General features: G+C 36.2%; 30 protein-coding genes. 6 read left to right on the forward strand and 24 right to left on the reverse strand.

Going from position 1 to position 22,275, the window contains the following annotated elements; translation table 11 throughout:
- Positions 1-3 precede the first annotated feature (3 nt).
- The 14 genes from ACUXEY_RS23735 to ACUXEY_RS23800 form a co-directional block, all read right to left on the reverse strand.
- Positions 4-885 (reverse strand): phage tail domain-containing protein, encoded by an 882-nt coding sequence (locus tag ACUXEY_RS23735; RefSeq protein ID WP_461301751.1) that lies wholly within the window; start codon positions 883-885, stop codon positions 4-6.
- Entirely contained in the window at positions 885-3,422 is a 2,538-nt protein-coding gene (locus ACUXEY_RS23740; RefSeq protein ID WP_461301752.1) for a phage tail protein, read from the reverse strand. The genes ACUXEY_RS23735 and ACUXEY_RS23740 overlap by 1 nt, the downstream gene beginning before the upstream one ends.
- A gap of 15 nt (positions 3,423-3,437) precedes the next feature.
- Positions 3,438-3,698: a hypothetical protein gene (locus tag ACUXEY_RS23745; RefSeq protein WP_166705116.1), complete on the reverse strand. Its 261-nt coding sequence runs from the start codon at positions 3,696-3,698 to the stop codon at positions 3,438-3,440.
- A 77-nt stretch (positions 3,699-3,775) separates the two neighbouring features.
- On the reverse strand, positions 3,776-4,192 hold the full coding sequence (locus ACUXEY_RS23750) for a tail assembly chaperone (protein WP_461301753.1): 417 nt from the start codon (positions 4,190-4,192) through the stop codon (positions 3,776-3,778).
- Positions 4,193-4,256: 64 nt separating this feature from the next.
- Positions 4,257-4,721, reverse strand: a complete 465-nt coding sequence (locus tag ACUXEY_RS23755; RefSeq protein ID WP_429601020.1) for a phage major tail protein, TP901-1 family — start codon at positions 4,719-4,721, stop codon at positions 4,257-4,259.
- 14 nt (positions 4,722-4,735) lie between these two features.
- Positions 4,736-5,137: a hypothetical protein gene (locus ACUXEY_RS23760; RefSeq protein WP_461301754.1), complete on the reverse strand. Its 402-nt coding sequence runs from the start codon at positions 5,135-5,137 to the stop codon at positions 4,736-4,738.
- Between the two features lie 2 nt (positions 5,138-5,139).
- Entirely contained in the window at positions 5,140-5,631 is a 492-nt protein-coding gene (locus tag ACUXEY_RS23765; protein WP_461301755.1) for an HK97 gp10 family phage protein, read from the reverse strand.
- Positions 5,616-6,008 (reverse strand): DUF3599 family protein, encoded by a 393-nt coding sequence (locus tag ACUXEY_RS23770; protein WP_461301756.1) that lies wholly within the window; start codon positions 6,006-6,008, stop codon positions 5,616-5,618. Before ACUXEY_RS23770 ends, ACUXEY_RS23765 begins: the two co-directional genes overlap by 16 nt.
- Positions 6,008-6,400, reverse strand: coding sequence for a protein YqbG (gene yqbG, locus ACUXEY_RS23775; protein WP_461301757.1), 393 nt, complete (start codon positions 6,398-6,400; stop codon positions 6,008-6,010). Before yqbG ends, ACUXEY_RS23770 begins: the two co-directional genes overlap by 1 nt.
- Positions 6,401-6,405: 5 nt before the next feature.
- The gene (locus ACUXEY_RS23780; RefSeq protein WP_166705110.1) at positions 6,406-6,573 is read right to left on the reverse strand and encodes a YqbF domain-containing protein; all 168 of its coding nucleotides are present in this window, start codon (positions 6,571-6,573) and stop codon (positions 6,406-6,408) included.
- A 6-nt stretch (positions 6,574-6,579) separates the two neighbouring features.
- On the reverse strand, positions 6,580-7,509 hold the full coding sequence (locus tag ACUXEY_RS23785) for a phage major capsid protein (RefSeq protein WP_461301758.1): 930 nt from the start codon (positions 7,507-7,509) through the stop codon (positions 6,580-6,582).
- A 21-nt stretch (positions 7,510-7,530) separates the two neighbouring features.
- Positions 7,531-8,748 (reverse strand): XkdF-like putative serine protease domain-containing protein, encoded by a 1,218-nt coding sequence (locus ACUXEY_RS23790; protein ID WP_461301759.1) that lies wholly within the window; start codon positions 8,746-8,748, stop codon positions 7,531-7,533.
- A 51-nt stretch (positions 8,749-8,799) separates the two neighbouring features.
- A complete protein-coding gene (locus ACUXEY_RS23795; RefSeq protein ID WP_461301790.1) occupies positions 8,800-9,726 on the reverse strand; it encodes a phage minor head protein in 927 nt (308 codons plus the stop codon).
- A gap of 56 nt (positions 9,727-9,782) precedes the next feature.
- Positions 9,783-10,808 carry a hypothetical protein gene (locus ACUXEY_RS23800; RefSeq protein WP_461301760.1) on the reverse strand — a complete coding sequence of 342 codons (1,026 nt, stop codon included), beginning with the start codon at positions 10,806-10,808 and terminating at the stop codon, positions 9,783-9,785.
- Between the two features lie 106 nt (positions 10,809-10,914).
- Here ACUXEY_RS23800 and ACUXEY_RS23805 point away from each other — a divergent pair, with 106 nt between their 5' ends.
- Positions 10,915-11,058 (forward strand): DUF6364 family protein, encoded by a 144-nt coding sequence (locus ACUXEY_RS23805; RefSeq protein ID WP_098858217.1) that lies wholly within the window; start codon positions 10,915-10,917, stop codon positions 11,056-11,058.
- A 1-nt stretch (position 11,059) separates the two neighbouring features.
- On the opposite strand, the gene ACUXEY_RS23810 is transcribed toward ACUXEY_RS23805, so the two are convergent.
- From ACUXEY_RS23810 to terS, 3 genes are read right to left on the reverse strand one after another with little or no spacing between them, the layout of a single operon-like run.
- On the reverse strand, positions 11,060-12,595 hold the full coding sequence (locus ACUXEY_RS23810) for a phage portal protein (RefSeq protein WP_461301761.1): 1,536 nt from the start codon (positions 12,593-12,595) through the stop codon (positions 11,060-11,062).
- Positions 12,595-13,911: a PBSX family phage terminase large subunit gene (locus tag ACUXEY_RS23815; RefSeq protein ID WP_098962496.1), complete on the reverse strand. Its 1,317-nt coding sequence runs from the start codon at positions 13,909-13,911 to the stop codon at positions 12,595-12,597. The genes ACUXEY_RS23810 and ACUXEY_RS23815 overlap by 1 nt, the downstream gene beginning before the upstream one ends.
- Positions 13,883-14,677, reverse strand: a complete 795-nt coding sequence (gene terS / locus ACUXEY_RS23820) for a phage terminase small subunit (RefSeq protein WP_461301762.1) — start codon at positions 14,675-14,677, stop codon at positions 13,883-13,885. The genes ACUXEY_RS23815 and terS overlap by 29 nt, the downstream gene beginning before the upstream one ends.
- A gap of 268 nt (positions 14,678-14,945) precedes the next feature.
- Here terS and ACUXEY_RS23825 point away from each other — a divergent pair, with 268 nt between their 5' ends.
- Together ACUXEY_RS23825 and ACUXEY_RS23830 are read left to right on the forward strand one after the other, a co-directional pair.
- Positions 14,946-15,143: a hypothetical protein gene (locus tag ACUXEY_RS23825; protein ID WP_071715583.1), complete on the forward strand. Its 198-nt coding sequence runs from the start codon at positions 14,946-14,948 to the stop codon at positions 15,141-15,143.
- 18 nt (positions 15,144-15,161) lie between these two features.
- On the forward strand, positions 15,162-15,380 hold the full coding sequence (locus ACUXEY_RS23830) for a hypothetical protein (protein ID WP_098668934.1): 219 nt from the start codon (positions 15,162-15,164) through the stop codon (positions 15,378-15,380).
- A 151-nt stretch (positions 15,381-15,531) separates the two neighbouring features.
- Here the strand turns inward: ACUXEY_RS23830 and ACUXEY_RS23835 are convergent, their stop codons facing one another.
- From ACUXEY_RS23835 to ACUXEY_RS23845, 3 genes are all read right to left on the reverse strand, one after another.
- Positions 15,532-15,774 carry a hypothetical protein gene (locus ACUXEY_RS23835; RefSeq protein WP_166705104.1) on the reverse strand — a complete coding sequence of 81 codons (243 nt, stop codon included), beginning with the start codon at positions 15,772-15,774 and terminating at the stop codon, positions 15,532-15,534.
- 108 nt (positions 15,775-15,882) lie between these two features.
- Positions 15,883-16,197: a hypothetical protein gene (locus ACUXEY_RS23840; protein ID WP_166705144.1), complete on the reverse strand. Its 315-nt coding sequence runs from the start codon at positions 16,195-16,197 to the stop codon at positions 15,883-15,885.
- A gap of 74 nt (positions 16,198-16,271) precedes the next feature.
- The gene (locus tag ACUXEY_RS23845; protein ID WP_098668936.1) at positions 16,272-16,835 is read right to left on the reverse strand and encodes a recombinase family protein; all 564 of its coding nucleotides are present in this window, start codon (positions 16,833-16,835) and stop codon (positions 16,272-16,274) included.
- Between the two features lie 289 nt (positions 16,836-17,124).
- On the opposite strand from ACUXEY_RS23845, the gene ACUXEY_RS23850 reads away from it, so the two are divergent.
- Positions 17,125-17,262 carry a DUF3956 domain-containing protein gene (locus tag ACUXEY_RS23850; RefSeq protein ID WP_461301763.1) on the forward strand — a complete coding sequence of 46 codons (138 nt, stop codon included), beginning with the start codon at positions 17,125-17,127 and terminating at the stop codon, positions 17,260-17,262.
- A 144-nt stretch (positions 17,263-17,406) separates the two neighbouring features.
- Here the strand turns inward: ACUXEY_RS23850 and ACUXEY_RS23855 are convergent, their stop codons facing one another.
- Together ACUXEY_RS23855 and ACUXEY_RS23860 are read right to left on the reverse strand one after the other, a co-directional pair.
- On the reverse strand, positions 17,407-17,610 hold the full coding sequence (locus tag ACUXEY_RS23855; protein WP_461301764.1) for a hypothetical protein: 204 nt from the start codon (positions 17,608-17,610) through the stop codon (positions 17,407-17,409).
- Positions 17,611-18,040: 430 nt separating this feature from the next.
- Entirely contained in the window at positions 18,041-18,319 is a 279-nt protein-coding gene (locus ACUXEY_RS23860; RefSeq protein ID WP_461301765.1) for a hypothetical protein, read from the reverse strand.
- Between the two features lie 1,166 nt (positions 18,320-19,485).
- Between ACUXEY_RS23860 and ACUXEY_RS23865 the strand changes: the two genes are divergently transcribed.
- Positions 19,486-20,499 (forward strand): hypothetical protein, encoded by a 1,014-nt coding sequence (locus tag ACUXEY_RS23865; RefSeq protein WP_461301766.1) that lies wholly within the window; start codon positions 19,486-19,488, stop codon positions 20,497-20,499.
- Positions 20,500-20,718: 219 nt separating this feature from the next.
- Here ACUXEY_RS23865 and ACUXEY_RS23870 read toward each other — a convergent pair whose 3' ends face one another.
- Positions 20,719-21,102: an ArpU family phage packaging/lysis transcriptional regulator gene (locus tag ACUXEY_RS23870; RefSeq protein WP_461301767.1), complete on the reverse strand. Its 384-nt coding sequence runs from the start codon at positions 21,100-21,102 to the stop codon at positions 20,719-20,721.
- Positions 21,103-21,238: 136 nt separating this feature from the next.
- Positions 21,239-21,868, reverse strand: coding sequence for a Holliday junction resolvase RecU (locus ACUXEY_RS23875; protein ID WP_461301768.1), 630 nt, complete (start codon positions 21,866-21,868; stop codon positions 21,239-21,241).
- Between the two features lie 101 nt (positions 21,869-21,969).
- On the opposite strand from ACUXEY_RS23875, the gene ACUXEY_RS23880 reads away from it, so the two are divergent.
- Positions 21,970-22,134 (forward strand): hypothetical protein, encoded by a 165-nt coding sequence (locus tag ACUXEY_RS23880; RefSeq protein WP_000140898.1) that lies wholly within the window; start codon positions 21,970-21,972, stop codon positions 22,132-22,134.
- Positions 22,135-22,275 lie beyond the last annotated feature (141 nt).

Genomic DNA, 22,275 nt, shown 5'->3' on the forward strand with positions numbered 1-22,275 from the left:
ACCTCACTTGTAGTAAAATCTAAAATCAAATTCTATCGTTGCTGAGGTGCAATTAAACACTTCAAAAGTATTCCAACCCGGGACTAACTCGATGAAATCTTTTTTTGTATTTCTTAAAAATTCTAATCCGTTTCTTCCGATACTCGGGCCGTTATAAATTACTATATCTGAACTAGAAAGAGGATAATTAATTGTAGCAGTACTAAAATTCGTTAGATTTTTTACCATAAAACCTGTAGAACCACCTACAACATCACTAATAACTATCTTTAATTCTTGTTCAAAAGGATGAACTGGTATATTACCGGGATTGTAAATTTTAAATTTCTGACCTGGTACGATATTATGCTTATACTTGTGCGAAACAGGATCAACTATAATACCCATTCCTGCTCCCCAAAGTCCACTCGACACATCTATACCATCGCGTTGGATATCAGATGATTTGCCAATCGATTCAGCGAATGGTAAGTCTGCTGTTTCAAATTCTATTTCACCAAATCCATATTTGAGTTGCTGATCTATATCAAATGTAGAGGAAATATTTACTTTATATCGTTTACCACTAACGATTAGATTATCTCCATTTTGATACTCTAATCGTCGTAATTCACGAATATAAAAAGATTCCGTACTTAGTATCATTTCAAATAGTTTATCTCTCGTTATTGCTACATCCAATAAGTCCTGTGCCTTAAAATAAAAAGGTACGGTTATAGTCCGTATCCCATAAGTAGATCCTGTGCTAATTCTTCCGTTCGCTCCCTCTACATCTACATAGGTAGGACGCATTTCAATCGATCCCACACGGAAGTCTTGCGCCTGAACGTTTATGTCAGATAGCTTCATAGTTTGTCCATTCATTCTTGTGATTTGCACGTCCATTAAAAATACCTCCTTACTGTGTTTTCGACTGCATTCCCTTCATTTACATGAGGTCGTACAATACGTCCTACTGTTTCACCTTCCATAACAACTTGTAGGTTATCTAATTTGTCGCCTAGATTTTTAACTGCAGCTGCCACTAATCTAGTATCATTTTGACTTGTGACATTAGCTGATTGAGAGTTAACCATTGCTTGTTGCCCAAAATCTGATGATGAATTAACGCCTGATACATATGATGGTGCTTTGTAACTCCCTGAAATAGAAGGAATTACAGGAGCCACTACATCACCAGGGAGAATATCACCCATCTGAATTGAATCTGTCAAACTGGAAAATCCATCTTTAACAGCAGACGCCATATCTAATGCAGTACGCACAAGAGGGTTTATCATACTATCCATTCCCTGATCTAAACCTTGACCTACGTAGACCCCTATATCTCTCATCACACGTGAAGGAGAGTGGATTCGGAAAAATCCGGTAATAGTATCTTTTATGGAACGACCAATATTAAACACCTGATCTATTAGTTTATTGGCGTAACTATAAATACCATTAATCATTCCAGATATTATTTGCTGACCAATTGTGAAAAAGTAGCCTACAAAACGTTGGACTGTATTTACCGCTTGCCCTAGTACCCATCCAATAGCTGAAACTACATTGTTCATTTTGTTTTGTATTCCGCCTATAATAGCGTCCCAAATTCCAACAAAGAAGTTTTTGAACATACCGCCCCAACTTTGCGCTAGACGGGTTATTGTTTCTAATTTTGAACCGAAGAATACATATAAATCTGCAAGGGCGTCATTCCAAATTTTCTTTATATCTCCCCAAAATTTCCCGAATAACCGACCTATGTCATTTCCAAACTTACCAAGCCACTTTAGGACTCTCCCAGCACCCCATAATTGCAGGTAACCCCAAATCGCTTCTAGTGCTCCGAACCAAATTTCCTTAACCCCTTCCCACACTCCAGCCCAATCGTCAGTAAAAAGGGATGAAAAAACTTTCACGATTCCAAGTATAACTTTTAGAATTCCTTGTATAAAATCACGTATCGCTTCTAACGTTCCAATCACAATCTCTTTAATAATCGGCCACGCAAATTGGAAAACTGCGACTATAATCGGCATTACCGATTTTATTATTTCACTCGCTACAGACCAACAATCGGAAAAGGCTTGTTTTATCTGGCTGCCGTTTTCTAGCCAAAACTGGGCTATTTGGGTTCCGATTGCAGTCATGAAGGACCAGATTTCGCTTAAAAATTCGCTTATTGCTTGTTTGATAGACGATACAGTATTAACAACCGTTGTAATCGTTGCCTGATTCATCCCTAACGATTTTAATAATGCTGTTCCGTTTTCTTCATCACCTGCGAACAACGCAAAAATGCCTTGCATGAATACTGCAAAGCTTGAAAAAACTTGTTTAATTGTTTCAATTACCCCTCGAACTGTTTCACCAAATGATATGATCGCTCTAGTATTCTCTGGTGACATTCCTAGTGAAGTGAGCATACTAGCTGCACCATCACTATTTCCTTGTAAAACTTGCCAAAACGCTTTAAAAACGGTTATCACGTTATTTACTGCGTTCCTAAATGGTTCTATATTTTTATACGCATAAGTAAATCCTAAAGCTAAACCTGTTATCGCAGCTGCTAGCGCCCATGCTACAGGACTGGCCATGGCTAATACCATTACCGCCGGTTTAATAATCATCCATAAAGCAGCAAACGCATCCCTCATTGGCTGTAACGCTTCAGTAAGTGACTCCATCATATCTTTATATGCTTTTGCATATTTAGGGTTCATCTCCATATTAGCTTTATGCAATTTACCATAAAACATAACTGCTCCAGCACCAACGACTAAAAATGCTTGTCCCATTCCCATAACAGATTGGTTAATAATACGAATTTGATCATTTAACTGCTTCATATTCGCAGTAGGTCCAAGGAATTCTAAAGCTAACTGAGCAGCACTGCTTCTGTTCGCCAATCGTTCCATTGCATTTGTTGCCGCTAAAGCACCCCTAGAAACATTGTATAATGGATTCCCCATGCGTTGTAAGTTACCTTGTAGTTTACTTGATGTAGTAGACATATTGTTCAACATACCAATGGTTTGCAAAATACTAGCTTGTTTCATTCTGTCTAGTTTCATAATTTCATCATTTGCGGCTTTTTCTGCCTTACCAATTCTGTTAACTTGGGCAATTAAATCCCGGGCGCTACCAGAATATGTTGCCATACTCATAGCAGCATCTAAATAAGCGAGTTTAGTTCGTTTTAACTCTTCAATATGAGGCTTCATAGCTTCTCGTTGTTCGTATTTCATTTGCCTTAATCTACGACTATATTCACTGTTAGCATTCCCCATATTTTCAATGCTACGTCGATATTCTCTGGAGCTTCGACTAGTTGATGTGACAAAATCGTTCATTTCACGACGCATCTGTTGAATCTCGCGACGCATTTGATCAGTTTCAGCCCTAAACTGAACAACTAATTCTTCTTGTGTGGCCAAATCTCTCCCTCCTTTCTAATTGAAGTTGAGAGTTTGTAAGAACTGCATATGTTCTTGTGCTTTTTGCATTTTTTCTTCTATCGTTAAATCTTGATTATTTTCTCCATTCAACTTATTGCGGTCGAATAAATCAGTTGGTTTTAACTTCTTTTTAGGGTCATGATGATAGGCTACACGCATCATCAGTGCAAACACGCTATTTGTTTGCAACTCATCAAGGTGTTGCTCATTCCGACCTATCATCATATTTTCGAATTCACGAGGGGTAAGCTCCATAACCTCGCTAGGCAATAATTTTAAATATCTAAACCCATCTTGTTGAACTTTGTCTAAGTCCTCGCGAGTAAATTCTCTTATTCTTCGACCTTCCCGAACATTTCCTCTACCATTTCCATCATCTCTGGGTTCTCCAACGCTTCTGGATTTTTGGCTAGATACTGCTTCTTCATTTGTTTTCTCAACTTTTTTGTTGTCTTTTGGTAGAAAGTACTCTCTGCTACCACCTCATTTAAAAGTTCTTCAATGAATTCTTGAGAAATTTTCCCCTCTTCAAATTGTTTTTCGATGTTCTCCATGACTTTTTCGCGTGTAAATCCTTCTTTTGTATGCATTAATCCAAAGTAGATAGCATCCACAAACAACTCTAAATCTCCTTGCATACAAGCCATTACAACTTCGTTTGAACCACCTTCATATTTTTTATTTAATTCATAGATGTTTCCAAAAGTAAGTTTTAATTCGTATTCTTTTTTATCGATTTCAAAACGCATATATATCAATCTCCTTTTAATTGGATATTATTTTCAAATTTAAAAGGACGGTAAAAACCGCCCTTTACTGACCTGCACCTTTAGGAATTACTGTGAGGGTTTCTGTCCTTACAGATCCGGATAATTTTACTTCCACTGAATAAGAAACAAATTCACCGTTAGATGAAGAACGTTCAAAAGAAGTAATCATATAATTACCTGCTTCCGCTTCTTTCGTTCGCATGTTGATTTCATAAATCTCCATATATTCACCGTTTCTAATAGCTGCCTTAACAGCAGGATAATACGGATCCCCTTCTGCTAACGTACAAGAGAAGGAACGAGTTTCTTTTCTTTTTCCATAATCGGAATATGATCTATCTTTAGATTCCGCTTCAATTTCATCAGCTTCAATATTATGAGAGTCTTCAGTCTGGTCAAATGGTCTAACTAATATCATTTGATTTGTTTGATCTTTGATTTTAGCAGCGATGATAAATTCATCACCACGGTACATTTTGTTCTTAACTGTTCCTGGTGTTTCAGCCATATATTTCACACTCCTTAATCTACATAAGCTTGTTGGTATTCAAAAATCATTGTTAGTTGCGCAGAGCCAACTCCACTTGGAGCAGTCGTTACTCTCCGAAAATAAATCGTTTCAATTGATTCACTACCATCTTCATTTCGCAGATGTACTGTGTAACCGTTACTTCTGATTTTGTTAGCAACCTTTTCAGCTGTTTGCATTGCCTTATCTGTCGTTACATTAAAAAACCTTACTACCATCGTGTATAGTAAGGTGTAATGATCCTTTGAAGTTTTATTATCATTTATAGATAAAATCGGATAATAAACGGATGGAATGACTAGTTCTTCTGGAACTTGATCATGATAAGCGAATGTATTAACAGGTAAACTTTCGTATATAAAAGCTTTCATAGAACCATGTATTTGCTCATACATAATTATCTCGCTCCATTCTGTACCCATTGCTTAAATTGGCGGTCAAATGAACGTTGAAACATCCGTTCATAAATAGCAACTGCATTATCCCAATAGGGGCGACCTTCAATAAATTTAGCGGTTAGCATCATTCCAGTTGGTGCGTGTGGATCATATTCAAAATTATGTCCTTCCCATCTACCTGGAACGAATCTCCTTACCTGCTGCCACCCATCATTTTGAAGTTTAGCGTAATCGACATTCGTCCCTATTTCTAACACTAAACCACCATCAGAGGAACGCCATACATTTCCGTCTCCACCTTTATCAAACGAATTTAGCAGTCGTCTTGTGTCTACAACCGCTAATGAGATGATTTGATTTTGCACCTCTTCTAGAAATTGAAAACCACTAGCTTCAAGCCATAAGGCAACGTTCCGATCTAGTCCGCGTGCCATACGATTCAACTTTGCACTGAACTCACGAAATCCTCTAATCGTTATTTGGCTAGCCATGGTTCACTCTTCCTCTCCGCAGTGGCTTTTATATGTGAAATCTCACCAGTAAGTGGATGTACTACTGGAAAGGGATTTCGTATATAGTAAACGACATTAGTATTCTTTTTGATTACCTTGTCATTGTGTTTTATATCTGTACCAGGCATAAATAACACTCGTATATGCTGTTCATTTAACTGATTTGGCGCAGACTGTATTGCAGTAGGTCTAGCAACTGCTACATTCTCTGCAAAGTAGCAGATTTGTTCTGCTATATCAGGAGTGTCATGGTATAAATAAACCTCTTCTCCTGGTTGCCCGTACTTCCCAGGCTTTGTTTCCTTCTGCAAATGGTAAATATCACATTGGTGGACCATCATCCCTTGCAGTGACATTATATAGCCCTCATTTTGAATGTGACTTTATTTTTGCCAGAGTTAGGTATAAATCCTTTTAATAAATTAAGCACATCGGGTTTAGTGATACTGGAACTATCCTTTGTATAAGAATAATCTCCACCACCAACACTTTCTGATTTAATCCCCTTCATAGCAGTTGTATCAGCGTTTGTATATGCATAATACTGCGCTAATTTCTTACAAGCTAGTTTTACCTCTTCAGGAATTACCGGGAATTTCGTTTTATCAGCAAAATTATCGATGTTAGGGATATTATTAATCTCTGTTTCTGCTTCAAGTATGTCCTGCTCCAATAGAGGAACAGGACGTTTCTTAACTTCAGGTAGTATAGTGTAATCTATTAATTCTTGAGCAGTAATAAGTGCCATACTTATCACTCCTCTCCTTTAGATTTACTACTGTCTTTTCGAACTACAAATTGTTCATTACCATTTAGATAATCATAGGTTTTCTTTGTAACCTTCTCTTCTTGGTCCAATAAAAAAAGACGTTCATGGACGTCATATGTTTTACCAACAACTAATTTAACGTAATAATTCAAAAGTCATCACTCCTTAACTTTGATAACTTTTGCAACTGCATCTTCCTCTTCGAACTTCACATCAACCTTCGCAGTTAAAACAATAATGAATTTACGAGCGCGAATATCCTTATCTACCTCAATTCGAATATTACGGCTCATACCTGTCACAATATTTTTAGGTGGCGTTAATAAAATATCAGATACAGTATTTTCTCCATCATTATATGGTTGTAACATAGCAATTCCCTCCACTGGAACACCATAAGCAGAAGCTAAACCACCTTGAAGTGAGACATCCCCTAAGTTAGTTTGTCGCAACGCTACTTGGTCTTTCCATTCAATTTCTAAACCATGCGATGTGTAAAACTTCCAGTCTTTAGGGTTACGTAGATACTTAGCAGGAACAGCTTTATAAGCTTTCTTAAATACATCTTTAGTAAATGCACCTGCAGAACAATCTACGACATGTGAAGTTGCTTGTTTGCGAAGCCCATCTAATAAAGCTAAATATGAATCTGTAGACGCTATATCACCATTCAGAATTAGCTCTTCGATATCTAATGCAGCACGATCTGCTATCATCTGCATGATAGTATTTTGAAGATTACCGCCCTCAATATTGTTTTCCAATGTATCATAGGTAATATGCACTTCCGCAATTACTTCTTTAGCATTTAACGTAATTGTGCTAGTTGATGGAGCAGAGCGATCAGAGTCTTTTAAAGGTACACCTTCAACACCAGGGCGAAGAATACGGGAACCAAAGCCAATTTTTTCAATTTTAAGTGTGTCTGAGGCCATTTGAACAAAACGCGAGTCCTTTAGAATAGTAGGAGAATTTTGCACCATACGTAAGAAAGTATCAGCTTGTTCAGGATTCATTAAACCACCACTAGCTAATGTGGCAAGGGTAACGTCCGCTTTTTCAATAATTGTTTTGTTATTAAGTGTCATATATATTTTCCTCCTTCAGGCTTACAGTAAGCCATTCCATACAGATTTTTTAACTTCTGCTTTCTCGATAACATCAGTATCTTGCTGATTACTAATACCTTGAGATTTCTTTAATGCTTCGATCTCTTCACGTAAAGGAGCGGTAGCAGCTTCAACAACTTTTTCCACCTTAATATCTTCTTCTGTTTTTTCCTCGTCGAGATTAAGGTGTTTCTTAACAGTAGCTAACTCTTCCTTAATTGGGCCAACAGCCTTTTCTACTGCTGAAGTTAATGTTTTTTCTAATTGTTCTTGGTTAAACTCCATATTGTTTCCCTCACTCCCTGCGTCTTCCGTTGAAGGTGTGACGCGTGTTTTTAGATTTGTTAATGACTCAATAGCAGCGTCGATATCTGTCATGTTTGGAGCACTGATTTTCTTGCCTGCTTTCTCTACTTCTTCAGCAAGAGATACAACAGGTTTGTCCTCCCATGCCTTTACAACTGCTTCTGTGTTCTTCAATTCATTGATAATCTCAACAAATTCAAGTGCGGCTGCTTCAATACGATCTAAGTCGATAGCATCGGCAGTAGGAGCATTCCATAACGATTGATAGAAAGTATCTTCTAGTGCAGAGAAAGAGGCGTTAACATCACGACGATGTTTATTCTGGTTAAATCTATCTCTAACCTCGCCTTTTTCAACTTTCTCTCCACTAAAAAAGCCCTTCATCAATTGAAAGAAGGACTTAAATTGCTTCTCTTCAGTTTTAGTTACTTCTTCTTCAATCACTTCTGTTTCTGCGACTCCTGCTAGAGAATAACCTTTATAATCTCCCTTTTGGATAGATTCCCACACTTCCTCAGTTGCCTTAGTAACAAGCACCCATGTTCCTTTTGTTATTACCTCACCGTTCACTTCCATATCAGCAGGAGCGATATATGATTCAACTACTTCACCAACTCCTGCTTGGAAATCATGGTCCTTATCAATCTGTCGATATTTCAGCATGAACTCATGAGCAGCTTTCTCGATAGTCACTTCGTCAGCGAAATCGTTATGACTATCGAGAACACCCGGTTCATAAACAATTCCATATACTAAGCGTTTTTCTTCATCATTTGATTTAATAACACGCACTTCTTTTTCAAAGTTCGGTTCTTGGTCTGATTTAGTCAAAAAGAATTCTCTTTTATTTGCACCTGCATTTACATAAGAAACGTGTGAGACTTGTAGATTCTTCAATTTTCGCTTTGTCATCTGTTCTATTCACCTCCTTTCAAATATGAATCAGCCTAGTTTTAGAAGTCTTCATTTTCTACTCAACTCCTTCAAAGTTTCTTCCCTAATCTTCTGCTTCTCTCCTTCAGATAGCCCTAATATGTTGTTATCTACTACAGGCTGAAGAACACATTTGCAATTCACTCTTTCTTTCGCACTTAACGAACTATCACGAGGAAACATACATTTCTCACCAGATCCGGGCAGTTTAAACTCTTCCTCTACCGGAACCGTTGTGCCGTCATACGCAACATGATTATCGCGTGGCTGGTTATTCTTTGCACCGCTATGACGCCACTTCTTACCTGTAACAGCAGGGGATTGGCAATATGATTCAAATTGAGAAGCGGAGCATGCTGCAAGGACTTCAGTCTGCGCTGTCCTCTTCGCTCTTTTACGGTCGAATTCCGGAAGCTTCGCAAGCTCTCCTGCTATTTCACGAATACCTTTCCCTTTCTCTAATCCTTCGTTTAAAATCCGCTCTACTGCTTTGTGAGAATTAATTTTCATGATCTTACCTAATTCATCCGACCAACTATCAATCCACTTTGTAGTTCGTTTTGAAAAGATATTAAACTGGATATCCGGGTCAATCGCATCCATAAAAGCTTTTGTCATATCTTTCATCGTGTAATCAAGAAACTTCCTTGCTGCTTTGCTCAGGCTTTTAGCAAAGGTATCCGCCCCAAATAGGCTACTAGTGACAAAGTCAATAATGTCCTTTATCTTGATCCCCTTCTCCACAGCATCTTTTTTCGTATAGTTCTTAATTCCATCGACAAGGTACTTCTTCTGTTTCCGAAGCAGTTTAGCAATTTCTTTTTCAAATTCCTCAACGTATCCTGGTAACATGTCAAATACTTCTAGATCAGTAGGCAATGAAGCTACGAAATCATCCGTATCAGCCTTTGCAATCCATTCATTAAGAGAAACTAATAGCTTATCAATCTTCTGTATTTAAATCACCTACAAAAAACCGCCTAATGGCGGAAGATATAATATAAACTTAATTGTTACCATAGCGTATTTTCTTGTGTAAATTCACCAGAAAGATACCTATATTTGAACTCATGTAATTGTTCTATAGTTGTATCGTAAACTCCATATATTTTATGAAACAATCTATGAACATCACTTTCCAAAGGTACACCACCTATTTCATCATGGTGCTCTTTTAGTTTTTCTATCATAAGATTTAGCTGTTCCTCTGAATAGTCACTTACATTTTTAAAAACTGGTATATTTAATTCTTCTAATACTAAATCCCTTATTTTATAAAAAGGGGTTACGTGATGTATTTCTAAAGCTTGTTTGCCTTGAGTGACAAAACATTTGTAACCATATATTTTCAGTGAGTCCTGTTTCCATTCCGAAATGTGTTTACGTAAAAAATCCTTTAATTCTGTTATGCCGCCCTTCCAATTATAATGATTTTCACCTCTAATAATTTCACTTCTTCTCTCAGTAGCGCAAAAAGGACAGCCAGCACCATTTTGGAAATCATGGTACCTTATGCGTATCTCTTCATCTGGGTGGAAAGGGCATTCGTATCGCATTTTTGTGTCTACATTACGGTATTCAGTTTCAAGCAATTTATAATTTCTCTTTTTGAATTCTTCTCTGACAAACTCAATAGTTAGTTTAGATAACTTACCGGAACAATAAGGGCACCCATGCCCACTTTGGAAATCGTTGTATCTTATGCTAAGAAGTTTATCTGGGTGTTTTAAACATCTATACTTAATCTTAGTTCGAGAGTTTTTATATTCTTCTAATAAGGTGTAGCCTCTTTGCTTAAACCGTTTTTCTACATATTCATTATTTAATTTCTTATGACTACCTTTTTTGGTATTGCTACAAAAACGGCATCTTGTCCCACTCATTAACGAAGAATAACTTACCTTTGTTTCTTCATTTGGATGCTTAGGACATTTAAAATGCATAGGAGTATGTGAATTTTTATATTCTGTTTCCAATAATTCATAACCGTTTTGTTCAAACGCCTTTTTAACTTCATTAATTGTTTTTTTCTTAGGCATATCTCACACCATCCTTCTCTCTATATTGTATACATATATACGTATACAATATAGAGAGAAGGATGGTGTATGTCTGTATAATCGATAGTGATGAGCAGTGCATAATATGGCTAGAAAAAAATTCACAACAACTCTAGATGAAGAATTAATTGTAAAAATAAAAGTGGATGCCGCAAGACGAGGCACAGATGTAAGTAAAATCATCGAAAATCTTATTAAAGAATACCTAGAGAAAGAACCTTCTAATTAAGTTAGTTCTTTTTTTCTTCTATTTCTAACAATAAGTCACGAACATCTTTCATGACGAATAGTAGCTCTTCATCAGTATTGCCTGCCGACTTCTGTAGAGTTTCTCCTAATCCTTTTTGCCAACCACTTACTTTACGATGTCTTTCTAAAACTAAAGCAACTGGTTGATCTGCTTCAAGAATATCATAATCAGAGAACTCTTTGTTTAGCATATTACCAGCGATATTACGTATATCTCGGAATGTTAAACCGCCCTTATCAGCCAGTACCTCAACAGTTTTAACCATATCTTCCGTGTTACTAATTTCTGACTTACGTAGGTTCACATATACGTGTTTTAATCCATATGGAAGCAAAAGAACGTTATTAATGATGAACTCTAAGCTGTTACGCTCAGGTTCAAACACCTGCTCTTCTGTAATCTCACGCACAGATTCAGCAGTTGCTCTGTTAAAGTCTCTAATGTAACCAACATATACATCTGGCAAACGGAATGCTGATTGTACCTTTTGGCGTGATTTCTCATCGTATTCAAGGAATAAGGCATCATTTTGCAATACATCCGCTAGTGATTTCAACTCTATATCAATGTTTGGCTGTGTATCACCAACTACACCTTCATCTGCATTTTCAACTTGCAGTAAGAGATATTTATGTTGATTATCTTCACCTTCGACATTTGAAACATAATCGGTAAGAGCAGCTTCGCTTTCTTCTGATAAAATGCCATTCTTCAGCAATATAGCCATCGGAATATGCCTACCTTGTTTGAAATAGCGAAGGTTTAATTCTTCTGCCTTTCTAGCCCCTACCATGTGTACAACATGCGATACCCAACGCGGAATGCCATATGGTCCATTACCAATCTTCAAATGAATGACTTCGGTAGCGTTTTTCTCTCCTAACGAAAAATCGGAAAACTCACCAGTCTCTTTATTTAAGAAACGCGGATCGCCAAACTCTTTGAAATAAGTATCTACTGATCCTACTCGTTGTACATAGCGACGGAACCTTTTCTTTCTTTTGACTTCTTTTCCGTTAATTAAGTATGTAACTTCTTGGGGGTTATCATCTTTACGAGTCACTCGCATGTACTGCGGTAACATATTTATTAATTCAGCAGGCTTTCCTTCTAAATTACGAATCGCTTCAATATAACCATTGCCAGTCGTCTCTTTATCATCAATGCCCGTTTCAAGAATCTCCTTGAATGGCTTTTCGAAGCTAAATAACGGAATAATTTCAGTATCAACTAACGTCCACTCCGCCCTCATTTCAGGAGTTTCTTTGTTATCATCTTGCTTATACTTCATTTCATGACCAAACCCAGCTATATTACGCTTGTACGCATCAATACATTGCCCAAGAATCGTACTATTTTCTCTAATCTGCTGTAGGTCTTCTATTCTATAAGGTGGCTCAATGATTTCATTTACAGCATACTTCTCATTTTCACTCTCTTGCTGGCGGGATAGTACCTGAGCACTCGTTCCCGCCGCCTTAATTACTTTGGCACTAACTTTCCTTTTATTCATCATTAAGCTGCTTCACCTCTTTTCTTTTTCCTCTTTTTACGCAGTCCATAAATAATTGTATTAACAAAGTATCTTGTTTCGTCCATATGGTGATCATTCTCTTTCAGTGGCTTATCTTCACCACGTTCAACTGATTTCTCATCCCATATATAAGAAGCGAATTCTTTAAATGTTTCGTTACAGCAATCGTTAAAATAAATAATGCCCGTGTTAAGCGCAACACCGACATTACCAATACCCTCTTTAACATTATTTCGGGCCTTATATACTTTTCGTTTGTTCCTAACTAGCAAAGCTATAAATGAAGCAGCGGACGGGTCAACTACTGTACCACGGATTGGCAAATCCCCTACAAATCCCTCAAAGTCTTCGTAATATTCCTGATCTGTTTTCTGCTTTTCTGTTTCTCTACCGCTATAACGGTACTCTTTCACCTTGTACCATACTTCTTCACCTTTTTCGATGCACTTACCCCACAATCCATATACCATGGCGTTCTGCGTACCATAGTCACAAGAGACAAAGTATTCAACGTACTCCCTTTGAATCGTAGGAACTTTATGCTTATTTTCATCAAACATATCGAATATAAGCCCTGAAGCAGCTGCCCATTCACCTTTGATATATCTACGATAGAATACGCCACTATACATGCGGTGATATCTTCTTTTCGTCTTCTCATCTAATGACAAATTATCATCCATAGAGAATTTAAGGTGCAGTAGATTCTTTTCTTTCTTTTGATCCAACCACTTCTCTTTAAACCAGTGATACGGGCCTGCCGGATTACAGTTGAACCACATTTTTGAACCAGTTACAGACAAACGGCCTGTTGCTTGGTTAACGAAACTTTGTACCATAAGTGCCACTTCATCAAAAAACATGCCAGCGGCAGTAATTCCTTGGATCAAATCCTGGGAACTTTCATCTTTACCACCAAAAATATAAAAGAAGTTTGTCACACCGTCTTTAGTAATAGTAAGCATATTCTCACTGCGGTGATCTTTAACCTTATAACCACGAGACTTCAGCATCTTTTTAAGTGGCGTTATAACGTTACGACGGTGCGAACCAATCGTTTTACCACACATACCAAAGTTCTCGCCTTCAAATGATTCCATTGCCCACATAACATAGGAAAGAGCCATCGATACTGTTTTTCCCGCACGAATAGAACCATCGCAAATAATCCCATCATAATCTTTAACGGGACTGTTAGGCTTCCACCAGGTTAATACCTTCAGCTGCTTTTTGGAGAATGGCTTAAATTTGAATGGAGCAGGTTTCTTGTTACGCTTCGGAATCGTCGTCATGGTCATCCCACACTTCCTCCACCTTGCCTTCTAGCGCTTCTTTGAAACCATCATCTTCGTATTCTTCACCATCTTCACCCTTAATACGAGCAGTGTCAGCTTTAGTTTTCTCAATGTTAGCTTTCATTTGAGTTAATTTTAATCTTCTTTCATCATCTACATTAGCTAGCTTATCGAACCGCTCAATCATAGCAGATAATGATGTCATTGCTCGTGAGTAAGCAGTAAGTAAGTTAGCTTGCTTATCCCACGCAAACTGAACCATGTAAGCTTCTCCACCTTCAGACTCGCTAATAATCTCCTTCGACATATCGTCTTTATCGCGAACATGCATGATGCGTTGCGAATTAAGAATGTTGAAGTATTGCAACTGGATAGAATTAAACAGCATATCTAATTCCGTATGGTTTTGTATTTCATCGAGTAATTCCATAGCATGCGGATCATCACTCGGAATTATCTTTCTAAACAATCCATGCGTCATAGCGTTATGGTTCCCTTTCGGCGGGCCATGCCCTACAGCGTTCTTATTACCATACTTGGGGCTCTTGTTACCCGAATTACCCACCGCATTCTTATTACCAATGGGTGCACCTGTTTTCTTTTGTGTGCGCACTTTTTCACCTTTTGTATGCACACTTTTTCTATCCCATTTATATCTGGTCTTCCATGACTTTACGATATTTACACTGACCTCATATTTTTCAGCCAGTTCCTTATACTTCATACCCTGCATGTAATCTTCTTGAGCTAACTCGTGTTTTTGTTTCACTTCATATCACCCACCACCTTCTATATTAATAGGAAGAAACTCGTTATAACTCCCCCTCATGGTAATCCCAAATTTAGTATTGAAATTCTCTAAAACTCGATGTATTATATTTTTGTGTTTTTCTCAGTTCCCAAGCCGAGAATACATCATCACTTCTGAAAAGGACCCGAACTCTATCGGGTTCTTTTTCATTCCTATCATTGTAAATCCTTTTATTTAAATGTAAAATTATAAATAAGTTCTAAAAATTCGAATCGAGGTGAAAATCATGAGAAGTTTTGGCTCATTAATGATTTCTACTGTCTGCTCAGTACTTCTTGTAATTTGGAATGCCTATGAATTCTATAACGGATTCACAACAGGGCGCACATACTACTGGATTAATGGCATCGGAGCTGTTATCTTCCTTCTATTCCTTATCCTCAACATGCGAGATTTCAAAAAGAAAAACTACAGAACCTCATAACAATAGGAGTTGATACGTATGTGGGAAAGATATAAAAACTATAAATATTCCTCAAAAGAATTAAAGTTCATGCTTTGGTTATTTGGTATTACTTGTTTTGTACACTCAGTCGCTTTCTTTGGCGGATTATTTTCTTCTGAATTCCTTTGGTTTAAAGGCCTTTGTGCTATAGGAGCATTGTTAGCTTTTATGGATATTAGAAAGAAGCATAAAAACAAAAATTATAGCGCGGCTTGAATTACCAAACACTCTTGAACTCATTTTCGAATCATTGTATTATATTTTCGGGTCTTACTTCATAAATCATTGTCAGGAGAATCTGCAGGTTTGCAGGTTCTTTTTTTGTAAAATAAAAAAGCATCCTATCTAGATGCTTTTCGCTTATTCTTTATTGCATTTCTATTGTTAAAATACCCACACCCACTCCAATACATAAAGATCCTATGAGTATGAAAAGAAATCGGAAACTCCACAAATCACTAATTATATCTACAATGCGTACCAGCACTATAATTATAAAATCTTTAAATCCACTGCAACCATTCTCTTTCGCCTCTCTAAATCCATCAATTAACGTTAGACAAACAATAAAAATACCTAAGCCAATTAACATAAGACCCCATACAAGCATTCATATATCCTCTTTTTTCTTTTATATTAACATGAAAGTATATAGAATATCAGAGTTACTTCTTTATAAAATAAAAAGCAGCTGTTAGGCTACTTAAAGTTTGGCTTATCACCAAATAAAATGATATATATATTCTCCCATTATACTTTCATCAACTCCTGCAACTCGAGCAAATCTCACTATGTCCGCTCCCTGAACAAAATACATCGTTAGCATGACTGGCACCCGTGACCACATAAACCGATAAAGCTCATCCACCCTTTGCTTAGTTGTAACAATTAAATCATTCGCAGGTCCATTAATCCATGCAGTTGTCCTAACTGAAGTAAACGGAAGATCTTTCCCATTAACCACTATTCTCGCTATAGTATGTGTTATATCCACATCGATCCCCTCATTCCAAGAATCAAATCTGTTTTCTATATTTACATAAGTATTCTTAGCTATAAGAAATGTTTAAAGTGAATTTTTTATAAAATAAAAAAGCAGCGGATTCGCTACTTTAGTTCTTTTGCTTTTGCATAAATAGTAGAACGCGGAACCCCCGTCATTTTTGAAATGTCATTTACACTTAAGCCATTTTCTTTCCTATTAAAGAATAAGTTCATAGCTTGTTTCACTTGCTTTTCATCCTGCCCTTTACGTCCCATATGTTTACCCATCGCTTTAGCTCTTTCTCTACCCTCAGCTGTTCTTTCATTAATTAAGTCTCTTTCAAACTCAGCAATAGCTCCTAGCATAGTGAACATTAATTTACCCGCAGGTGTAGAGAAATCAATTTGTTCTTTAAGAAATACCACCGCTATTCCTCGATCAGCTAATTGATTTACAATCTTATGCAAATCAAATATTGATCTAGCTAAACGGTCTATTTTACAAACAACAAATTTATCTCCTTCTCTCATGTACTCTAATGCCTTTTGCAATTCTTCTCGATCACTATTAGCTCCACTGTACTTTTCAGAATATATTTTGTCACATCCATATTCTGTTAACCTTTCAATTTGTGCATCTAAGTTTTGATCTTTTGTACTTACCCTTGCATAACCAACGATCGCCATCCAAATCACCTCAAAATAGTCTAAAAGTCTAAAGAATTATATACTTTTATTTTAGACTATCTTCTAGACATTAACAACTATCTGTTTACAAAGTTTTTAACCTATAAATTTCCCCTGTACAAAAGGGTCAACTTTTAGACGGGGAAAAAGAGATTTTCGCCTTCGTTGTGTTCGTTTGTTTTGTTTAAATGGGCTAATCTATCAATTCTATTAAATTCATTAATTATACTATTACATATTAATGATTAATATATATACTATAGTAGATTGCTAGAAAGGAGGCGTAACCATGGATAGTTGCGTTGTGTTTGTAAATGGACAACCTTTTTTAGTTCTCTCAGTAGCAGGTATTGAAATTGCTAGATTAGAGATTTCTCTTCAAGTAGCATTGGCTCTAAGAATGCTCGGAATACCAATCTGCGATTAATTACTACATCCCAAACAAGAGGGCATTAGCTCTCTTGTTTTTATTTCCCTTTATCTTTCCTTAACAACAAACAAGACGCCACCCAGATTACGGTAGCGCCTACGATAATTCCTATACACTTAACCAAAATCATATATCCTCACATTATTTATTTCTTTGCCTCCATACCCCATTCTCTTTACAATAAGTATTCTTGCCATTCATGAAGTCAGCTGTATTACCAGGAATGCTATATTTCTTATTCTTTTTCTTAGCCTTTTTCTTAGCCTTCTTCTTCAGCCTTTTCTCTTCTTGAATAGCTTGCAGATCCGCCTTCCATTGTTTCAACAAATCCTTTTCACGCCGCATCGAATTTGTACCCCTTGGATTAAAATGTGAACCAACTAATTAGATTCTACCTATTTATATAGATATCCTTTAATCCAAATGTCCATTTTGTTCAATAAAAAAAGAACACTATAAAGTGCCCTAAGCTTCTGAGTATTAAATATACGACAATGCCCTGCCCGTTCTAATGGCGCAACATAAAAGAGCTTTATAGCGGAATATATATAGCTCTCGGAAAAGGAATAAGTTGGTTGGCATTGACTCGATATTGTATGTTTGGGAATTCCTTATGTGCAATAAAAAAAGAGCCCTATAAGGTGCTCGTCCAATACGATTATAAAGAATGAATACGTCGTGTTCAGTTATTAGTATATGCTTGTCTCATTCAAAATTTTACTGGTTTAATGTGTAATTTCTATATAACAAAGAAAAAAGCACCCTTGTTGGATGCTTAATATATACTAATATTAATATTGAATAGCTTCATTGATAGACTTTCTAGAACAATAAATATACTAGCTGAAACTGATCTATATCCGATATTCTTTCCTGTAACATTAATAGTAATCTCCGCTAAATGGGTTGGCATATCATCTTTTTCAAAAATTTTATCTTCAACCTTTTCAACTATTGCTACATTATCCACTTCTTTAAAAGTTTTCAGCAATTTTGTTTCTAATAAAGTAAAATCAAAATTTTCATCTTTAACCACATCAAATTTAACCTTCATTTTTCTTTCCCCATTTTTAACTAGTTAATATGTTAACATCGATATAATTATATATACTTGTATTAAATAATTCAAAAAGTATGTTTTATCAATTTGTCCATAGTTAACTTATCTAATAGGGGAAATATAAACAAATGGGAGAAGAGCGAGAATTCATTTTCTCAACTTTATAGTCCTCTTCTCTTTTATGCTCCTTAGAGCTGGCTCAATACTTCGGCTACTTAATGTCATTTTCACCTTTGCTGGCCAATATCGAATTATAAAGGATTTATATCAAGACGTATATGTTTCTTTCGACGCCTTGTTTGAACCAATATAATAGAGGGCCGGAAGGGGAATATTTCCGCTGTATTGGCTCAAACAAAGAGTGGAACTCTTTGCCCTCGTTTTGGTCATTAATAAGAATCGTGAGTAATTACTAATGTACGAGATCACGTATACTTTTTAGCTTTTTAGAATGCAAGTGTCACTCAATCATGAGCAACCACCCCCATTCCATTTTTAAGAACCGACATACTAGAGAGTAATAGACTTATATTTATTATCAACCCAGAGGACGCATTCCGAGCTGATTGGTAAATATAAATTAGAAACAGCATGACGAATGCGAGTTATCTCACACCCGCCACACTGGAATATGTCATTGTAATACATTCATTGGTCTTTTCGTCTTAACGCGGGTTCGTACCGCCTTGCCCGCCCTACTATGCGGTATACGTTACCGTGACATTCTCGCATAAGAACGTTTCACTTATAGGTGTACTAATCCTCTTCGATATGCGGTTGTCAAAGGGCTTGTACATTAAGAATACCGTTGATTCTATTATCAAAATTCCCCCTTTTTATCCCCTATTTTATCGGGATTTTCTCGGTGTTTTTTCTTCATAATTATTATTAGAATAAGTTTTTTTCTTTTATATGCTCATCACAAGTTACTAAATTAATAAACCTATTTTTTCTATCATCACTTTCTTGGGGCCCCACCGAAAAAACATGAATATTACACGCTAAGAAATTTTACAGCAGATACAATCTGATTTTTCTACGTTAAGGAATCAAGGCCTTTATGTTTCATCTGAGAATTAGAAAAAACATCCTTATTTCCTACTCAAGCATAAAAAATAGTGAGAAAATATAATCAAATACATTACTTGAGGTGAAGAGATATGGAAAAACTATTTTATCATCCTAAACGAAATAAAGAAGATTTTATCCCCGTTTTCATAAATAACAAGCAGCATCAAACTGTGACTCATTTTTTACATACCGCTGAAAAACTAGTACCTGCGTTAATTGAAGATTTATCAAAAATGATACCCTTATATACAGAGACAGAGATGCAATATGAAAATAGGGAAACTCGAGAATTCCTAGATGAATGGAGAATTATTAGAAGTTCGAATGAAAAATATAAACCTCAATTGGTACCGTTAAAAAATGCTCTCTTAAACTGGGCAAAGAAATATAATCTTATAGCAGAAGATCAGGAAGATGCAATGTTTCTAGAAATCGGACTGTGGGCAATACCTTCTTTAAGAGATCATCCTGAAAACGTAGAAGATTGGAAAGACTTCCATAAGGAACTAGGTAGACCTGTCCCCGCAAACTTCATCGAATGGTCAATTACAGAAGTTATCTACTTTGAAGATGAGTCAGACGATATAGAATTAGCTAAAAATAATAAAAGATTTTCTTTTGATAAAGAAATACCTTTTATTTTCACACCGAATTCCGAAAATATACATCAATATCAGATAATAAAAAAAGATGATGAAGCAGGAGATTTTGAGGAAATCTTATTTGATTATAAATCTGATGTATTAGCTGCTTTCAATGGTGATAAAGATAAAATATTTGGTTACCGTGGATATGGCTGGGATCCTAGAATGTATAGTTGGAGTGAATTCGAAAAAAAATTAGACACAGCATATAAAAAATATAAAGAATTATATCGGGAGCGTACAGAAAATTTTATGAAGGAAAATGGGTACGTTGAAGGAAAAGAAAAAAGGAATATGGAACACTTTGATTGGTTAGTAAGATATCAAATACAAGAGTGGAGCACTAAAGAAATTGCCGATTATTATAGTACAAATAAAAAGATAATCTCTGAAGATACTATTAATAAAGCACTACATAATACTGCGGCTTTAGTTGGATTTAAATTGAGAGGTAAATAAATATTCAAAATTCATCAAAAAATATGGATTCCTAATGCTAAAGACAATTGACTGTATACCTGAACAACTGATTTTCCTACATGCCAAGTACCAGCACTGCTTTAACTTATACTAAAAAAACAAGCGTATGTTTGACGCTTGTTTTTTTATGACTAAATTCCTTATCTTGTAACAGCTCATCCCAAAATTCATTATTAACTGATCTCTTCTTAGTAAGATTTAAATCATCCCTAATGCCGTCGCAATCAACCGAACCGCATTTTTTTTCTTAACATAGTATGGATCCTTCTTAATTAACAATTCATTATAAATGTAATCGTCCTTTAATTTCTTATTACTTAAATACTTCATCTTAATGATATTAGCCTCATCCTCATCTAATCCGTAATTCAATACTCTTTCTACCTGTCTTAACCTAATTTCATTAATATGCTTTGTATCACGAATTTCAGGAAATGGACTAATACCCTCTCGTTTTTGCTCCGCTTTATTTTCAATACATATTTTTAAAGCCCTGTAGTCCTTCAAAATTTTCACGACTTCTTTTTGGACTTTTCTTTCAGTTTCCCTATCTAGTTTTGGAAAAAAGGCTAATTGCTCCATCTATAATCCCCCTATTTCGAATTTTGGTTTTTACATTCATATTAGGTACGTGAAATTTTACTATCTCTTTGTTGAATAAGGGAATCATGCATAGCGAGTAGCCCCCACCATCCACTCCGCATGGTTCCGTTATCCATTAAGCCTTTAATAATTTTCGTTTCTTGTTGGCCATCTTCTCTTTCGCTGCTTCAATGTTATTGGCTACCTTTTGATGGTCCTGATCAAATTGAATCATCCCATCAAACATAACTGGTGATACTGCTTCATCTACATATTGTAAGTAATCAACTGGCGCACGTTCTGTCTGTTCTACTAAGTACCCATAAATATCAAAGTCCGCTCTTGGTATCGACTTCTTGCCTTTTGGCTGCTGTGACATCCTTACGTAAGATTGAATGACTGATAGTGGTACAACGAATACTGACTTATCCTTACTAAACTCTATAAGCAAGAAGCAAATTGCTCCCATCTTCTCTGCTTTCTCCAGGTAATCCAATTGATGCTGCGCAATGTTCTTTAAATCAAATCGTGTAGGATTCTCTGTAGATTTTGCTTCAAATGCTATAGCTCGTCCCTTATACACACCGTCATAGTCTACTGTACTCTTAGCTTCATAGTAACCACTTAATACACGGCCACCTTTACTTTTCAATACCTTCACAGGAGTCGGACGCTTGTTTATAAGCGCCACTCTCCCTCTTTGATACATTTCATTCGCTAGATTGATAAGCTTTTCAAAAGCCATTCCGCGGTTTCCTAGTCTCATTATTATTCCTCTCTTTCTATTAAAAGGATTATTTTGTTAAGTTTCTATAAAATGGTAATTAATATATAATTAAACTATTCAAATCTTAGGTGGTGATGCAAATGACTGAAACAATCCGAATTGCTCTTTTCACTCTTGTAGGAATAAGTGCCATATTTTCTGTAATTAAAGAATTTCAAAAACCAGAAAAAAGAAAGTTTTGGATTACATTCGAAACTTTAATTCTGATCGGGGCGGCCTGGATGTTAATAGGACTTCTCATGTAACCTACATATTTAGTCATCCCCTGAATAAAACTCAATATTCCGTCAATAATATAGATAGGCGATGGCCATAACTCATTTAATGAAGTCCCTAACCTTTCTCCTTTCCCCCTTGGAGAACCAGCCGAGCAGTTAGTTTTTGCT

Source organism: Bacillus sp. F9_6S_D1_P_5 (assembly GCF_054823925.1).

Excerpts from the sequence above, each read along its gene's own strand:
- ACUXEY_RS23760 (WP_461301754.1), bottom strand. The coding sequence starts at position 5,137 with ATGTATGAGCAAATACATGGTTCTATGAAAGCTTTTATATACGAAAGT.
- ACUXEY_RS23845 (WP_098668936.1), bottom strand. The coding sequence starts at position 16,835 with ATGGCGATCGTTGGTTATGCAAGGGTAAGTACAAAAGATCAAAACTTA.
- ACUXEY_RS23825 (WP_071715583.1), top strand. The coding sequence starts at position 14,946 with ATGAGAAGTTTTGGCTCATTAATGATTTCTACTGTCTGCTCAGTACTT.
- ACUXEY_RS23735 (WP_461301751.1), bottom strand. The coding sequence starts at position 885 with ATGGACGTGCAAATCACAAGAATGAATGGACAAACTATGAAGCTATCT.
- ACUXEY_RS23835 (WP_166705104.1), bottom strand. The coding sequence starts at position 15,774 with ATGCTTGTATGGGGTCTTATGTTAATTGGCTTAGGTATTTTTATTGTT.
- ACUXEY_RS23745 (WP_166705116.1), bottom strand. The coding sequence starts at position 3,698 with ATGGAGCTTACCCCTCGTGAATTCGAAAATATGATGATAGGTCGGAAT.
- ACUXEY_RS23810 (WP_461301761.1), bottom strand. The coding sequence starts at position 12,595 with ATGATGAATAAAAGGAAAGTTAGTGCCAAAGTAATTAAGGCGGCGGGA.
- ACUXEY_RS23865 (WP_461301766.1), top strand. The coding sequence starts at position 19,486 with ATGGAAAAACTATTTTATCATCCTAAACGAAATAAAGAAGATTTTATC.
- ACUXEY_RS23755 (WP_429601020.1), bottom strand. The coding sequence starts at position 4,721 with ATGGCTGAAACACCAGGAACAGTTAAGAACAAAATGTACCGTGGTGAT.
- ACUXEY_RS23815 (WP_098962496.1), bottom strand. The coding sequence starts at position 13,911 with ATGACCATGACGACGATTCCGAAGCGTAACAAGAAACCTGCTCCATTC.
- ACUXEY_RS23785 (WP_461301758.1), bottom strand. The coding sequence starts at position 7,509 with ATGACACTTAATAACAAAACAATTATTGAAAAAGCGGACGTTACCCTT.
- ACUXEY_RS23750 (WP_461301753.1), bottom strand. The coding sequence starts at position 4,192 with ATGCGTTTTGAAATCGATAAAAAAGAATACGAATTAAAACTTACTTTT.
- ACUXEY_RS23860 (WP_461301765.1), bottom strand. The coding sequence starts at position 18,319 with ATGAAGGTTAAATTTGATGTGGTTAAAGATGAAAATTTTGATTTTACT.
- ACUXEY_RS23875 (WP_461301768.1), bottom strand. The coding sequence starts at position 21,868 with ATGAGACTAGGAAACCGCGGAATGGCTTTTGAAAAGCTTATCAATCTA.
- ACUXEY_RS23880 (WP_000140898.1), top strand. The coding sequence starts at position 21,970 with ATGACTGAAACAATCCGAATTGCTCTTTTCACTCTTGTAGGAATAAGT.
- ACUXEY_RS23850 (WP_461301763.1), top strand. The coding sequence starts at position 17,125 with ATGGATAGTTGCGTTGTGTTTGTAAATGGACAACCTTTTTTAGTTCTC.
- ACUXEY_RS23770 (WP_461301756.1), bottom strand. The coding sequence starts at position 6,008 with ATGTCACTGCAAGGGATGATGGTCCACCAATGTGATATTTACCATTTG.
- yqbG (WP_461301757.1), bottom strand. The coding sequence starts at position 6,400 with ATGGCACTTATTACTGCTCAAGAATTAATAGATTACACTATACTACCT.
- ACUXEY_RS23855 (WP_461301764.1), bottom strand. The coding sequence starts at position 17,610 with ATGCGGCGTGAAAAGGATTTGTTGAAACAATGGAAGGCGGATCTGCAA.
- ACUXEY_RS23790 (WP_461301759.1), bottom strand. The coding sequence starts at position 8,748 with ATGACAAAGCGAAAATTGAAGAATCTACAAGTCTCACACGTTTCTTAT.
- ACUXEY_RS23830 (WP_098668934.1), top strand. The coding sequence starts at position 15,162 with ATGTGGGAAAGATATAAAAACTATAAATATTCCTCAAAAGAATTAAAG.
- ACUXEY_RS23800 (WP_461301760.1), bottom strand. The coding sequence starts at position 10,808 with ATGCCTAAGAAAAAAACAATTAATGAAGTTAAAAAGGCGTTTGAACAA.
- ACUXEY_RS23870 (WP_461301767.1), bottom strand. The coding sequence starts at position 21,102 with ATGGAGCAATTAGCCTTTTTTCCAAAACTAGATAGGGAAACTGAAAGA.
- ACUXEY_RS23805 (WP_098858217.1), top strand. The coding sequence starts at position 10,915 with ATGGCTAGAAAAAAATTCACAACAACTCTAGATGAAGAATTAATTGTA.
- ACUXEY_RS23765 (WP_461301755.1), bottom strand. The coding sequence starts at position 5,631 with ATGGCTAGCCAAATAACGATTAGAGGATTTCGTGAGTTCAGTGCAAAG.